This window comes from Leclercia sp. Marseille-Q4284 (assembly GCF_916618945.1).
Classification (GTDB): domain Bacteria; phylum Pseudomonadota; class Gammaproteobacteria; order Enterobacterales; family Enterobacteriaceae; genus Enterobacter; species Enterobacter tamurae.
The window spans coordinates 1290053-1303075 of the sequence record NZ_CAKAKG010000001.1 but is presented as its reverse complement, the minus strand read 5'-3'; the positions used below and the strand labels follow the sequence as shown (position 1 = coordinate 1303075).

13 protein-coding genes are annotated in these 13023 nt (G+C 56.4%); 6 read left to right on the top strand and 7 right to left on the bottom strand.

The window, feature by feature from the left end; genetic code table 11:
* Nucleotides 1-5 precede the first annotated feature (5 nt).
* Complete coding sequence (locus LG383_RS06045; protein ID WP_166182760.1) at nucleotides 6-1304, bottom strand: D-amino acid dehydrogenase; 1299 nt, start codon at nucleotides 1302-1304, stop codon at nucleotides 6-8.
* Between the two features lie 323 nt (nucleotides 1305-1627).
* On the opposite strand from LG383_RS06045, the gene LG383_RS06040 reads away from it, so the two are divergent.
* Nucleotides 1628-3160: a SpoVR family protein gene (locus tag LG383_RS06040; RefSeq protein WP_106993266.1), complete on the top strand. Its 1533-nt coding sequence runs from the start codon at nucleotides 1628-1630 to the stop codon at nucleotides 3158-3160.
* A gap of 119 nt (nucleotides 3161-3279) precedes the next feature.
* Here the strand turns inward: LG383_RS06040 and fadR are convergent, their stop codons facing one another.
* Entirely contained in the window at nucleotides 3280-3999 is a 720-nt protein-coding gene (fadR, locus tag LG383_RS06035; protein ID WP_106993267.1) for a fatty acid metabolism transcriptional regulator FadR, read from the bottom strand.
* Between the two features lie 197 nt (nucleotides 4000-4196).
* On the opposite strand from fadR, the gene nhaB reads away from it, so the two are divergent.
* Both nhaB and dsbB read left to right on the top strand, forming a co-directional pair.
* Nucleotides 4197-5735, top strand: coding sequence for a sodium/proton antiporter NhaB (gene nhaB / locus LG383_RS06030; RefSeq protein WP_225758556.1), 1539 nt, complete (start codon nucleotides 4197-4199; stop codon nucleotides 5733-5735).
* A gap of 142 nt (nucleotides 5736-5877) precedes the next feature.
* On the top strand, nucleotides 5878-6408 hold the full coding sequence (dsbB, locus tag LG383_RS06025; RefSeq protein WP_106993269.1) for a disulfide bond formation protein DsbB: 531 nt from the start codon (nucleotides 5878-5880) through the stop codon (nucleotides 6406-6408).
* A 104-nt stretch (nucleotides 6409-6512) separates the two neighbouring features.
* Here the strand turns inward: dsbB and LG383_RS06020 are convergent, their stop codons facing one another.
* From LG383_RS06020 to LG383_RS06010, 3 genes are all read right to left on the bottom strand, one after another.
* Nucleotides 6513-6956, bottom strand: a complete 444-nt coding sequence (locus LG383_RS06020; RefSeq protein ID WP_106993270.1) for a YcgN family cysteine cluster protein — start codon at nucleotides 6954-6956, stop codon at nucleotides 6513-6515.
* A 93-nt stretch (nucleotides 6957-7049) separates the two neighbouring features.
* On the bottom strand, nucleotides 7050-7709 hold the full coding sequence (locus LG383_RS06015) for a fumarylacetoacetate hydrolase family protein (RefSeq protein ID WP_106993271.1): 660 nt from the start codon (nucleotides 7707-7709) through the stop codon (nucleotides 7050-7052).
* A 47-nt stretch (nucleotides 7710-7756) separates the two neighbouring features.
* On the bottom strand, nucleotides 7757-8032 hold the full coding sequence (locus tag LG383_RS06010) for a YcgL domain-containing protein (RefSeq protein ID WP_166182762.1): 276 nt from the start codon (nucleotides 8030-8032) through the stop codon (nucleotides 7757-7759).
* 125 nt (nucleotides 8033-8157) lie between these two features.
* On the opposite strand from LG383_RS06010, the gene minC reads away from it, so the two are divergent.
* The 3 genes from minC to minE are packed head-to-tail and all read left to right on the top strand — an operon-like array spanning nucleotide 8158 to nucleotide 9959.
* A complete protein-coding gene (gene minC / locus LG383_RS06005; protein ID WP_106993273.1) occupies nucleotides 8158-8850 on the top strand; it encodes a septum site-determining protein MinC in 693 nt (230 codons plus the stop codon).
* Between the two features lie 23 nt (nucleotides 8851-8873).
* Nucleotides 8874-9686 carry a septum site-determining protein MinD gene (gene minD / locus LG383_RS06000; protein ID WP_106993274.1) on the top strand — a complete coding sequence of 271 codons (813 nt, stop codon included), beginning with the start codon at nucleotides 8874-8876 and terminating at the stop codon, nucleotides 9684-9686.
* Nucleotides 9687-9689: 3 nt separating this feature from the next.
* The gene (gene minE, locus LG383_RS05995; RefSeq protein WP_032611475.1) at nucleotides 9690-9959 is read left to right on the top strand and encodes a cell division topological specificity factor MinE; all 270 of its coding nucleotides are present in this window, start codon (nucleotides 9690-9692) and stop codon (nucleotides 9957-9959) included.
* A 59-nt stretch (nucleotides 9960-10018) separates the two neighbouring features.
* On the opposite strand, the gene rnd is transcribed toward minE, so the two are convergent.
* Nucleotides 10019-11146: a ribonuclease D gene (gene rnd, locus LG383_RS05990; RefSeq protein ID WP_106993560.1), complete on the bottom strand. Its 1128-nt coding sequence runs from the start codon at nucleotides 11144-11146 to the stop codon at nucleotides 10019-10021.
* Nucleotides 11147-11220: 74 nt separating this feature from the next.
* The gene (fadD, locus tag LG383_RS05985; RefSeq protein ID WP_146145510.1) at nucleotides 11221-12906 is read right to left on the bottom strand and encodes a long-chain-fatty-acid--CoA ligase FadD; all 1686 of its coding nucleotides are present in this window, start codon (nucleotides 12904-12906) and stop codon (nucleotides 11221-11223) included.
* Nucleotides 12907-13023 lie beyond the last annotated feature (117 nt).

Genomic DNA, 13023 nt, shown 5'->3' with positions numbered 1-13023 from the left:
CCTTGTTAGTTATGCGCGCCGTGTAAATGCTGTGGACGTGACGGAGTGAACCCGGGCCGGTAGCGCGCGACGCTTAAATCATCAAACGGAATGGCCGGTGTGCGCCCGGAGATCAAATCACTGAGGAGCTGCCCCGATCCGCAGGCCATCGTCCAGCCCAGCGTACCGTGACCGGTGTTGAGCCACAGGTTCTTAAACGGGGTACGGCCCACGACGGGCGTGCCGTCCGGGGTCATCGGGCGCAGCCCGGTCCAGAAGGTCGCCTGTTCGATAAAGCCGCCGCGCGGGAAGAGATCGCCCACGACCATCTCCAGCGTTTCCCGACGCGGTTGCAGCAACTCGGTGTTAAAGCCGACGATTTCCGCCATTCCTCCCACGCGGATCCGGTTATCAAAACGGGTGATCGCGATTTTGTATGTTTCATCAAGGATAGTTGAAACCGGGGCACCACTCTCCTCTTTCACCGGGATAGTGAGCGAGTAACCCTTAAGGGGGTAGACCGGAATATCCACAATCCCTTTCAGCATGGCGGTGGAGTAAGAGCCAAAGGCCATTACGTAGGCGTCAGCTTTCACCACCTCGTCGCCGCACAGCACGCCGTAGATATTGTCCCCTTCGTACAGAAGCTTATCCACCGACGTGTTGTAGCGGAATTTAACCCCCGCCTGCTCTGCCATCTGCGCCAGATTCTGGGTAAAGAGCTGGCAGTCGCCGGTTTCGTCATTGGGCAGACGCAAACCGCCGGTGAGCTTGTGCGCCACCTCGGCCAGCGCCGGTTCGACCTGCGCCAGCTGGCTGGCTTCCAGCAGTTGATACGGGACTCCAGCATCCTCGAGAACCGCGATATCCCGGGTGGCGTTTTCATACTGCTGGGCGGTGCGGAACAGCTGCAGGGTGCCTCCCTGACGGCCTTCATACTGAATGCCGGTGGAGGCACGCAGCGCTTTCAGGCAGTCGCGGCTGTACTCCGCCAGGCGCACCATTCGCCCTTTGTTTTCCATGTAGTGTGAGGTGTCGCAGTTGCGCAGCATCTGCCACATCCACTTGAGCTGGAACTGCGTGCCGTCGAGGCTGATCGCCAGCGGCGCATGGCGCTGGAACATCCATTTAATCGCCTTCAGGGGCACACCCGGTGCCGCCCAGGGCGCCGCGTAGCCCGGCGAAATCTGCCCGGCGTTGGCGGCGCTGGTCTCCAGAGCCGGACCCGGCTCACGATCAATTACCGTCACGTCGTGCCCGGCCTGACTCAGGTACCAGGCGCTGGTTACGCCAACGACGCCACTTCCCAGTATGACAACACGCATAGCCACTCCCTTAATAAGCAAAAGAACAATCTTCTGATTACATATTGATAACCCAGCCGAAAATATTATTCAACATAGGCCTTTTTTATGGTGACTTACCTCACACCTTCCCCTGTTGACGGGGGTAGCACGGTTTTGGCATCTCCTGCTGCGCGGCATTTTTAACCAGAATATTATTCTGCCGGACACCCCCTTTTCGTCATGGAAAAAACGGGAAATCGCAAAGAAAAAAATAGCGTCCCAGCACGCTTTTGAATGGCGTGTTCTATGCTTGAAAAGAGGTTCTCCAGACAGAGAGAGCTACCAACAATGAGGGCGCGCTAATGGCTACTATTGATTCCATGAATAAGGACACCACACGTCTGAGCGATGGACCCGACTGGACATTCGAGCTGTTGGATACCTATCTGGCAGAAATTGACCGGGTAGCAAAACTCTACCGTCTGGACGCCTATCCCCATCAAATCGAAGTGATCACCTCCGAACAGATGATGGACGCTTACTCCAGCGTCGGGATGCCCATTAACTATACCCACTGGTCGTTTGGCAAAAAATTCATTGAAACCGAACGGCTGTACAAGCATGGTCAGCAGGGGCTGGCCTATGAGATCGTCATCAACTCCAACCCCTGCATCGCCTACCTGATGGAAGAGAACACCATCACCATGCAGGCCCTGGTGATGGCGCACGCCTGCTACGGACACAACTCGTTTTTCAAAAATAACTACCTGTTCCGCAGCTGGACCGACGCCAGTTCGATTGTCGACTATCTGATCTTTGCCCGTAACTACATTACCCAGTGCGAAGAGCGCTACGGGGTGGACGAGGTTGAGAAGCTGCTCGACTCCTGCCATGCGCTGATGAACTACGGTGTGGATCGCTATAAACGTCCGCAGAAGATCTCCCTGCAGGAGGAGAAAGCCCGGCAGAAAAGCCGGGAAGAGTATCTGCAGAGCCAGGTGAATACCCTCTGGCGTACCCTGCCGAAACGCGAGGAGGAGAAGACGGTAGTGGAAGCGCGCCGCTATCCTTCCGAGCCGCAGGAGAACCTGCTCTACTTTATGGAGAAGAACGCCCCGCTGCTGGAGCCGTGGCAGCGTGAGATCCTGCGTATCGTGCGCAAGGTGAGTCAGTATTTCTATCCGCAAAAACAGACCCAGGTGATGAACGAAGGCTGGGCGACATTCTGGCACTACACCATCCTTAACCACCTGTATGACGAAGGCAAAGTGACTGAGCGCTTTATGCTGGAGTTCCTGCACAGCCACACCAACGTGGTGTTCCAGCCGCCGTACAACAGCCCGTGGTACAGCGGTATTAACCCGTATGCGCTGGGCTTTGCCATGTTCCAGGACATCAAGCGTATCTGTCAGAACCCGACGGAAGAGGATAAATACTGGTTCCCGGATATCGCCGGGTCCGACTGGCTTGAGACGCTGCATTTCGCGATGCGTGACTTCAAGGATGAGAGCTTTATCAGCCAGTTCCTGTCGCCGAAAGTGATGCGTGACTTCCGCCTGTTTACGGTGCTGGATGACGATCACAACAACTTCCTGGAGATTTCGGCGATCCACAATGAGGAGGGGTATCGTGAGATCCGCTCCCGCCTCTCGGCTCAGTACAATTTGAGCAATCTGGAGCCGAATATCCAGGTCTGGAATGTGGATCTGCGCGGGGATCGCTCCCTAACGCTGCGCTATATACCGCATAACCGCGCCCCGCTGGACAAAGGGCGCAAGGAAGTGCTGAAGCACGTCCATCGCCTGTGGGGCTTTGACATTATGCTTGAGCAGCAGAACGAAGACGGCAGCGTGGAGCTGCTGGAACGGTGCCCGGTTAAGGGTAATATGTTGTAGCCTGTTTGCCGGGTGGCGCTTCGCTTACCCGGCCTACGCGTGTTGCAGATGTTGTAGGCCGGGTAAGGCGCAGCCGCCACCCGGCGAAAAAAAACCTCTCGTTTGAGAGGTTTTTTGTTTTAGCGCCCCTGGATGACCAGGTCGCCCGGCAGGGATTTCTGCATCCGGTGCCAGATCTCGCCGCTTTCACGACCGTAGCGACGCACGGTGTCGTACACCTGGTCGTGCATCCCTTCAGAGCAGAGTTCGCTCAGCTTATGGTAGAAGCCAAGCGCCAGGCTGCGGGCTTCCGGATTGGCGAAGTAGTGACGGCCAATGCGGGTATAGAGCCCTTTCATCCCGTTGAGGATCAGGCCGTAGATCGGGTTACCGGAGGCAAAGGCCAGGCCGCGGAAGACATTGTAATCCAGCAGGGCAAAGGCATCGGCGTGATCTTCCACCGCGGTGGCGCGGTTCAGCACTTCCAGGGCCTTATCCGGGTGCTGGCGGAATGCCGTGCGGATAAAGATGGTGGCGATGTTGGTACGCACGGAGAGCAGATTATCGATCAACTGCGGAACGCTCTCGTGATCGAGGCGCGCCAGCGTTTCAAGAATATTCAGACCCGACGTTTCCCAGAAGTTATTCACTTTGGTCGGTTTGCCGTGTTGGATCGTCAGCCAGCCATCACGGGCCAGTCGCTGCAACACTTCACGTAAGGTGGTACGTGTGACGCCAATCAGTTCAGAGAGTTCGCGTTCTGCGGGAAGGATCGAGCCAGGGGGAAAACGGTTATTCCAGATGCTCTCGATAATGTACTCTTCCGCGAAACCCGCCGGGCTTTGCGCCTTTATGACCATAGTGAGTTTTCCATTAACTGCTTTTTACAAAATTCACTCATCATACCAGAGGCAGACAGAGGCAGATAGCGCAGCGAGGCGAGAAAAAAGGGATCGCCGTTTTATTTTTATCATTTAAAATTCCGGCCCGCGCCCCTTGCCCGGCCCGGTTTGCGTATACTTAAGCCGTAATTATGTGACGGGCAAGGAAATCTGTTGTGGAAATGTCGTATAGCCGCGCCCTGTGGCGCAATTTTTTAGGCCAGTCCCCCGACTGGTATAAAGTGACCCTGGTTGTTTTTCTGGTTCTTAACCCGCTTATCTTTGTTATCGATCCCTTTATTGCCGGCTGGTTGCTGGTGGCAGAGTTCATCTTTACCCTGGCAATGGCGCTGAAATGTTACCCCCTGCTGCCGGGCGGCCTGCTGGCCTTCGAGGCGGTGGCGATCGGCATGACCAGCGCGGAACATGTCAAAGAGGAGCTGGCAAATAATCTGGAAGTGCTCCTGCTGCTGATGTTTATGGTGGCCGGGATCTACTTTATGAAGCAGCTGCTGCTGTTTATCTTTACCCGCCTGCTGCTGAGCATCCCCTCGAAAACGCTGTTGTCGCTGGCCTTCTGCGTAGCGGCTGCGTTTCTGTCGGCCTTCCTCGATGCCCTGACCGTGGTGGCGGTGGTGATCAGCGTCGCCGTCGGTTTCTATGGGATCTATCACCGGGTGGCCTCCGCACAGCCGGAAGATGGCCTGCACGATGACAGCCAGGTCGATGCCCAACAGCGCGAGGTGCTGGAGCAGTTCCGCGCGTTCCTGCGCAGTCTGATGATGCACGCCAGCGTCGGCACCGCGCTGGGCGGGGTGATGACCATGGTCGGCGAGCCGCAGAACCTGATCATCGCCAAAGCCGTTGGCTGGAACTTTACCGACTTTTTCCTGCGCGTGGCCCCGGTCAGCGTGCCGGTGCTGATATGCGGTCTGTTCACCTGCTGGCTGGTGGAGAAGTGTAAATGGTTTGGTTACGGCACCCTGCTGCCGGCCCAGGTTCGCGAGGTATTACAGCGTTATGACGATGAGAGCCGCAGCCAGCGTACCCGTCAACAGAAGCTGGCGCTGATTTTTCAGAGCATCATTGGCGTCTGGCTGATTATCGCCCTGGCGTTTCATCTGGCGGAGGTGGGGTTAATCGGCCTGTCGGTGATCATCCTGGCGACCTCCTTTACCGGCGTGACGGATGAGCATGCTATCGGCAAGGCCTTTACCGAAGCGCTGCCGTTTACCGCTCTGCTGGCGGTGTTTTTTGCGGTGGTGGCGGTGATTGTCGACCAGCAGCTGTTTGCGCCAATCATTCGCTATGTGCTGCAGGCCGAGGCGGATGCCCAGCTGTCGCTGTTTTATCTGTTTAACGGCCTGCTGTCGGCCATCTCCGACAATGTGTTTGTCGGCTCGGTCTATATCAATGAGGCCAAAACTGCGCTGCAGAGCGGCGCGATAAACCAGCAACAGTTTGAACTGCTGGCGGTGGCGATTAACACCGGTACCAACCTGCCCTCCGTCGCCACGCCGAACGGCCAGGCGGCGTTCCTGTTCCTGCTCACCTCGGCGCTGGCCCCCCTGATAAGACTCTCTTATGGCCGGATGGTGTGGATGGCGCTGCCCTATACGGTGGTATTAACCAGCGTCGGTTTGTTGTGCGTCAAAATTACCCTCATTCCTGTTACCCAATGGATGCTGCAGGCGGGTATACTGGCGACGCATTAAGTGAGTCAGCCGGGTAATTTATTACCCGGCTGCGCTGACGAATGATAAATATCCGATTACGTTATATTTTGCGCGCCGAGGCTGGCACGCAAATTGTTTTCGTTTACACTGCGCTTTCTATACCTGTTCCAGGGAAATGATTATGTTGAAATTTTTAAATCAGTGCTCGCGTGGACGCGGAGCCTGGTTGCTGTTGGCCCTGACCGCCTTCGCACTCGAAATGGTGGCATTGTGGTTCCAGCATGTAATGTTGCTGAAGCCCTGCGTGCTGTGTATCTATGAACGTTGCGCGCTGTTTGGCGTGATGGGCGCAGGCCTGGTGGGCGCCATCGCCCCAAAAAGCCCGCTTCGCTATGGTGCGATTGCTATCTGGCTGTACAGCGCCGGAAAAGGGCTTCAGCTGGCCTGGGAGCACACCATGATCCAGCTGCACCCGTCGCCGTTTCAGACCTGTGATTTTGCCGCCAGCTTCCCGAGCTGGCTGCCGCTGGACAAGTGGCTGCCACAGGTGTTCGTGGCCAGCGGTGACTGCTCCGTGCGTCAGTGGGAGTTCCTGACCCTCGAGATGCCGCAGTGGCTGGTAGGCATTTTTGCCGCTTACCTGGTCGTGGCGCTGCTGGTACTGATTGCCCAGCCGTTTAAACCGAAAAAACGCGATTTGTTTGGCAGATAAAAAAACGTCGGGTGGCGCTGCGCTTACCCGACCTACAGGCTCGTAGGCCCGCGCAAGCGAAGCGCCGCCGGGCATTAAAAAACCCGCCGCGGCGGGTTTTTTTATTAGCTGCGGTTGGGATGATTCATAATATGGTCTTCCCAGTCGCGCACCTCAGATTCTCGCACCGCAATATGGCGCACCGAAATCCGCTCGCCGTGCATCGCCGCTTTCGAACCGGCCAGCAGCGGGTGCCACTTCGGCAATTCCTTCCCTTCCGCCAGCAGACGATAGGCGCAGGTCGGTGGCAACCACTCAAAGGTTGGCAGGTTGTCACGGGTCAGCTTGATGCAGTCCGGCTCTAACTCGAACCGGCGCTCGTAATTACGGCACTGGCAGGTTTTGATATTCAGCTGGTTGCAGGCGACGTTGGTGAAGTAGATTTCATCCGAGTCTTCATCCATCAGCTTATGCAGGCAGCACTGCCCGCAGCCGTCACACAGCGATTCCCACTCGGCGTCGGTCATGTTGTCGAGAGTTTTGCTTTGCCAGAAAGGAATGTCGCTCATAAGGATGTCCACACGTCAAAATAAAGCGCACCTTATAACCAGTCTGGCACCTCGATGCAAGTTTTGCCGCCCAAAAGGGGCGGCAAGCGGGGATTACAGCACGCGGGTTTTCAGTGACAGGCCGTTAACGGCCACTTCCAGCTCGTCGCCGCCTGAGAGCGGACCCACCCCTTCCGGGGTGCCGGTGAGGATCACATCCCCCGGTTTCAGGGTGAAGTAACGGCTCATATAGGCAATCAGCGGGACAATCTTGTGGATCATGTCGGCGGTGGAGCCCTGCTGACGCACCTCGCCGTTCACCTTCAGGCTCAGGGTGGTGTTCTGCGGATCGTCCTGAAATTCCGATACCGGTACAAACCCGGAGATCGGGCAGGAGTTATCAAAGCCTTTGGCTTTTTCCCACGGCTGGCCCGCTTTCTTCATTTTGCCCTGCACGTCGCGCAGGGTCAGATCCAGCGCCACACCATAACCGGCAATCGCCTTCTGCACATGATCTTCAGAGGCCTGGCGCAGCGTAGCACCAATAAGCACCGCCAGCTCCACTTCGTGGTGAACCGAGCCCAGTCCCTGCGGTAACGCCAGCGGCTGGCGAATATCACAGAGTGCCGTTTCCGGTTTAATGAACAGCACCGGCTCGTCCGGAACCGCACTTCCCATTTCCTGAATATGCTTAGCGTAATTACTTCCTACGCAGACGACTTTACTTACCGGATAATCCAGTAAGGCTCCTTGCCAGTTATGATGTTGATACATAGACGTCCCCTGAACGGTTAATGTGACGCTGACAGATAATTCTTAAACTATTTTTTCCCCTGCGCCTCAAGATGCTGTTTGAGTAAATTTTCTTGCGGTGGAGGGAGTTGTAAATAATAGCCCTGTTCGGCCAGCGCGGTTTTTACTTTTTCCAGATCGGCGTTGCTCAGCTGCTTGCGCCCGTCGAGGGGCATCAGCATCACCAGCTGCGGCTTACCGAAGCTCTTCATCAGGGCCTCAGGCACGCGGGAAAAATCGTCCTTTTTTTCGACATACAGGTAGGTCTGGTCGCGCTGGGTACTTCTGTAGATCACACAAAACATATATTTACTCTGAATTAAGCGGGAGGGTGACTTGCCTCAATATAATTGTGACTATAACATGCCTGATACTCTTCGGAATATCACGGCGCACACGTCGTGGTAAAAGCAAATTGAGTAAGGCCAGGATGTCAAACACGCCCATCGAGCTTAAAGGCAGTAGCTTCACCTTATCAGTGGTTCATTTGCATGAAGCAAAACCCGAGGTTATTCGTCAGGCGTTAGAAGACAAAATCGCGCAGGCGCCCGCATTTCTTACCCATGCGCCGGTGGTCATTAACGTAAGCGGCCTCGAAGCGCCGGTTAACTGGCACCATTTGCAACAGGCGGTCACCGCCACCGGCCTGCGGATTGTGGGCATCAGTGGCTGCAAAGACGCTGAGCTGAAAGCCGAAATCGATCGGGCGGGTCTTCCGCTGCTGAACGAAGGCAAAGACAAAGCCCCGCGCGCAGAGCCCCCTGCCCCGCCAGAACTCCCTGTTACCCCTGTCACAAAAACGCGATTGATTGATCTTCCGGTGCGTTCCGGTCAGCGCATTTATGCGCCAAACTGTGACCTGATTGTGACCAACCACGTCAGCGCAGGGGCGGAGCTGATTGCGGATGGCAATATCCATATTTATGGCTCAATGCGAGGCCGTGCGCTGGCGGGTGCCAGCGGCGATCGCGATGCGCAAATTTTTTGTACCCACCTGGAGGCGGAGCTGGTCTCCATCGCAGGTGTTTACTGGCTGAGTGATAACATCCCGGCCGAATTTTCTGGCAAAGCGGCACGTCTGCGGCTGGCAGACAACGCTTTGACCGTTCAACCGTTGAATTGATCCCTTTTTAACAAGGAATTTCTATGGCACGCATTATTGTTGTTACTTCGGGTAAAGGAGGCGTTGGCAAGACCACCTCCAGCGCGGCCATCGCTACAGGTTTGGCCCAGAAGGGAAAGAAAACCGTCGTTATTGATTTCGATATCGGCCTGCGTAACCTTGACCTGATTATGGGTTGTGAACGCCGCGTGGTGTACGATTTTGTGAACGTGATTCAGGGTGACGCCACGCTGAATCAGGCGATGATTAAAGATAAACGTACCGACAATCTCTATATTCTTCCCGCTTCACAGACGCGCGACAAGGATGCGCTGACCCGTGAAGGTGTGGAAAAGGTGCTCGATGAGCTGAAAAAGATGGAGTTCGATTTCGTGGTCTGCGATTCACCGGCAGGCATCGAAACCGGCGCGCTGATGGCGCTCTACTTCGCCGATGAAGCGATCATCACCACCAACCCGGAAGTGTCGTCCGTGCGCGACTCCGACCGAATTTTAGGGATCCTCGCCTCAAAATCCCGCCGTGCGGAAAATGGCCAGGAACCGATTAAAGAGCACCTGCTGCTGACCCGTTATAATCCGGGTCGGGTTAATAAAGGTGATATGCTGAGTATGGAAGACGTGCTCGAGATCCTGCGTATCAAACTGGTTGGCGTCATCCCGGAAGATCAATCCGTGCTGCGTGCCTCTAACCAGGGTGAACCGGTTATCCTCGACGCTAACGCAGACGCCGGTAAAGCGTATGCGGACACGGTAGATCGTCTGCTCGGAGAAGAACGTCCTTTCCGCTTCATCGAAGAAGAGAAGAAAGGTTTCCTCAAACGCCTGTTCGGAGGATAAGTTATGGCATTACTGGACTTTTTTCTCTCGCGGAAAAAAAGCACCGCTAACATCGCAAAAGAGCGTCTGCAGATCATCGTGGCAGAACGCCGCCGCAGCGACGCAGAACCGCATTACCTGCCGCAGCTGCGCAAAGATATTCTGGAAGTGATCTGTAAGTACGTGCAGATTGACCCGGAAATGGTGACCGTACAGCTGGAGCAAAAGGACGGGGATATCTCGATTCTGGAGCTCAACGTGACCCTGCCGGAAGCGGAAGAGTCACGTTCATAACCGTGCCTGATGCCGGGCGGCGCTGCGCTTGCCCGGCCTACGGTTCCCCACCGGGGCGATTACTGCGGATACGCTTCCAGTAGCGTATTCAGGCGATCGGCCATCAGTTCCCCGCGCCAGCCTGCCATCAGTTCCGGCGTACCGTTCTGCGGCTTCAGCTTCCAGTGCGCGTTCAGCAGCTGGTTGATCTGACGACGTGAGGCCAGCAGCTCGGCGCTGACTTTGCTCTCCGCTGCCACTTCCTGCACCAGGGCTTTAATCGCCTTAAACGCTTTGCGATAACCCGGCATATCCATCAGGTTCAACAGCGGCTGCGGCAATGCCTCTTCCGGCAACGCCTGCGCCTTCTCCACCAGCGCCAGCAGGGTTTTACCATGGAAGCGGATCTCCGAGCCGGAAAGGCCAATGCTGTCCAGCTCGCCCAGGCTACCCGGCATGTAACGCGCCACGGCCCACAGATGCTCTTCACGCACTACAAAGTTCACCGCCAGGTCGCGCTCGCGCGCCTTACGCAGACGCCAGTCCGCCAGCAGCTGCAGACAGGCCAGCTGGCGGGTGCGCAGCTGCCAGGCGTTGCTGATGTCGCGCCATGCCTCTTTCGGATCGGTGGTCTCCTGACGACGCAGCTGCGTCATCCGGCACTCATTGAGGGCAGCAGGCAGCCAGCCGGAAGCTTCAGCCTCTTTCATCAGCTGACCGGCAATCGGCAGCAGGTAGAACACATCCGCCGCCGCGTAGTCGAGCTGGCGTTCGGTCAGCGGGCGCGCCAGCCAGTCGGTGCGGGATTCGCTCTTGTCGATCGCCAGCCCGGTGTACTCTTCCACCATGGCGGCAAAACCCCATGACAGCGGGCGACCGGCAAAGGCAGCGAGGATCTGGGTGTCGATCAGCGGCTCCGGCATGATGCCGAAGGTATTGAGGAAAACTTCCAGATCTTCACTTCCGGCATGCAGATATTTAGTGATGGCGGTATTCAGCAGCAGCGCACGCATTGGCGCCCAGTCGGTGATCCCCAGCGGGTCGATAAGCGACACATTTTTTCCGTCATACATCTGGATCAGACCCAGCTGCGGGTAATAGGTGCGGGTACGGACAAATTCGGTATCCAGCGCGATGGCGGGTGCGTCACGGGTGACATCGCACAGCGAAGCCAGCTCGTCGTTGGTGGTGATCATCTGGTAATTCAAATCATATTCTCTTTGGTTTGCGCCCATAAAAAAACGCCGGCCAGGCCAGCGTTTTGGGGTGACTAACACGAAGCTCAGGCTTTATTGTCTACTTTGGCGCGCGCTTCGTCACGTAATTCTCGTCGTAATATCTTCCCGACGTTCGATTTTGGCAGTTCGTCGCGAAACTCCACCAGTTTCGGCACTTTGTAGCCGGTCAGCTGGCGACGACAGAAGGTAATCAGCGCCTCTTCGCTGAGGTCAGGATCTTTTTTCACCACAAAGATTTTGACCGTTTCACCGCTGCTGCCAGCCGGAACGCCTACCGCGGCTACTTCCAGCACGCCGTTGTGCTGCATTACCACGTCTTCAATCTCGTTCGGATAGACGTTGAACCCGGAGACCAGGATCATGTCTTTTTTACGATCGACGATGCGCAGGAAACCTTCGTCATCCATCACCGCAATGTCACCGGTGTGCAGCCAGCCATCTTTGATGATTTCGTCGGTGGCATCCGGACGCTGCCAGTAGCCCAGCATCACCTGCGGCCCTCTCACGCACAGTTCGCCCGGTTCGCCATGCGGCACTTCGTTATCGTTGTCATCCACCAGTTTGGCTTCGGTGGAGGGCACCGGCAGGCCGATGCTGCCGCTGTGGTAGTCGATGTCGTGCGGGTTGACGCTCACCAGCGGAGCGCACTCGGTCAGGCCATAGCCCTCCAGCAGATACTGCCCGGTGAGTTTGACCCAGCGCTCGGCCACCGCCTGCTGTACCGGCATCCCACCGCCCGCCGACAGATGCAGGGTCGAGAAGTCGAGCTGCTGGAACTCTTTGTTGTTCAGCAGGGCATTGAACAGGGTGTTCACCCCGGTCATGGCGGTAAACGGATATTTCGCCAGCTCTTTCACCAGGCCGGGAATATCCCGCGGGTTGGTGATGAGCACGTTCTGGCCACCAAGCTCGATAAACAGCAGGCAGTTCATGGTGAGGGCGAAGATGTGGTAGAGCGGCAGCGCGGTGATCACCAGCTCTTTGCCGCGATGCAGCAGCGGGCCGTAGGTGGCATTGACCTGTTCGAGGTTCGCCAGCATGTTGCGGTGGGTGAGCATCGCCCCTTTCGCCACCCCGGTGGTGCCACCGGTGTACTGCAGGAAGGCCAGATCCTGCGGCACCACTTCCGGTTTAACGTACTGCATCCGGTAGCCGTTGTGCAGCGCCCGGCGGAAGGAGATGGCGTCCGGCAGGTGATATTTCGGCACCAGACGTTTGACGTATTTAACAACAAAGTTAACCAGCGTCCCTTTGGCGGTGGAGAGCTGATCGCCCATCCGCGTCAGAATGACGTGTTTGACCTGGGTCTTGTCGACCACTTTTTCCAGGGTGTGCGCGAAGTTGGAGACAATCACAATCGCCGCCGCACCGCTGTCGTTCAGCTGGTGCTCCAGCTCGCGCGGGGTATAGAGCGGGTTGACGTTAACCACGATCATCCCGGCGCGCAGGATACCAAACAGCGCCACCGGATACTGCAGCAGGTTAGGCATCATCAGCGCTACCCGGTCACCTTTCTTCAGGCCTAAACCCTGTTGCAGGTAGGCCGCAAATGCCCGGCTGCGCTCTTCCAGCTTACGGAAGGTCATCACCTCACCCATGTTCACAAACGCAGGCTGATCGGCGTAGCGCGTCACGGAGTTTTCAAACAGTTCAACCAGGGATTGATAACGGTCAGGATTTATCTCTGCAGGCACATCCGCAGGATAACGGTTAAGCCAAACCTTCTTCACTACATCACCTCTGAAATGCGTGTTCGTCGTCATCACAGCCCCGGTTAATAAACAAGTCGTTAACATAATATTAACTCAGCGTACCAGTTTATTTATTGCCCGGATTTAAGGTTGCGA